The following is a 1,031-nucleotide window of genomic DNA, read 5'->3' as shown; positions in this document are numbered from 1 at the left end:
TTCCTTTTTTTGGCCGGAGCCCCTGCCACAACTGTTTTTGAATGATTTCTCTTTCTGCCCGAGCCCTTCTTTTTTTTCTGATCAGGTTCTGATGCATCCGGCTCTGTTTCTTTCTGGGGTTGTCTTGCTCTTTTTTGACCGTGAGTACCCGCCAGGCAGTTGTTGCATAAAAACGCTGAAACGGCTGCTTCATTGGCTATCCGACTTAATTCCTGTTGATTCAGTGGCTTGTGACACTTCGAACAAGTGACAACCGAACCTCTGGTATCCTGCTCTGCTGAAGGTTTCAGTGACTCATCGTCTCCATCACCACTGTCGCCCGCCGAACCGGTTGTCTGTTTACGGGCAGCGGCTCCGCTCATCTGGCCTGTTGTCGAGGTGGTTGATGCTTTGATTATTCTGGAGGGTTGATTCTTTTTCCTGGTGCCCGCCTGTCGGCCAGAATATTTGCCAGAAATGATCTCACGGTAAACACAGAGTTCCTGATCATGCCCTGCCAACCATCTCCCAATCAGCCCCGGATGCATCGTGTCGGGATCTGATCTTTCCAGATCCAGAAGATCCGCTTCAGTCACCATGATCCGGTCTGACAAAATCCGGGCCAGCGTGGTTTGGCCTGTCATAGTTGCCCATAGACGTTTAATGCGTAACATTCGAAGGAGTTGTCTTTTATGTTGCAGGCATTTTTTAACAGGGCTGAGAGCAAGGGGAACGTCAGGCTGGGGCTCCGGGTGAGAATCCCAGTGGTTTCCGTCAGGTGGCTTATCGCCATCATCTCCCCCGGCAGCCCCCGTGGCTATCAGCATATTGGAAGTGTTCTCCGGAACTTCAGGGGACATAGCCAACAGGTTAATGTGGCGGGTTGGCTTCATTGACCAAAAGGGCAGGGGCAACAACTCATTCCCACCGCTGGGATCCGCAGGGCCTGAAAGCATGGGAACCAGCGTTTTGTGACACCCGCGAAGAGGCTTGGGCGGAAAGAGAAATCATTCAAAAACAGTTGTGGCAGGGGCTCCGGCCAAAAAAAGGAA

Annotated in this window: 1 protein-coding gene; it reads right to left on the bottom strand. The window is 51.9% G+C overall.

Translation table 11 applies throughout. The features are described from left to right. Nucleotides 1-872: hypothetical protein (locus KDK18_RS06745; protein WP_257254109.1), on the bottom strand; the 872-nt coding region annotated here is incomplete at its 3' end. Nucleotides 873-1,031 lie beyond the last annotated feature (159 nt).

Source organism: Endozoicomonas sp. SESOKO3 (genome assembly GCF_024606255.1).
This window is presented reverse-complemented; position numbering and strand designations above follow the sequence as displayed.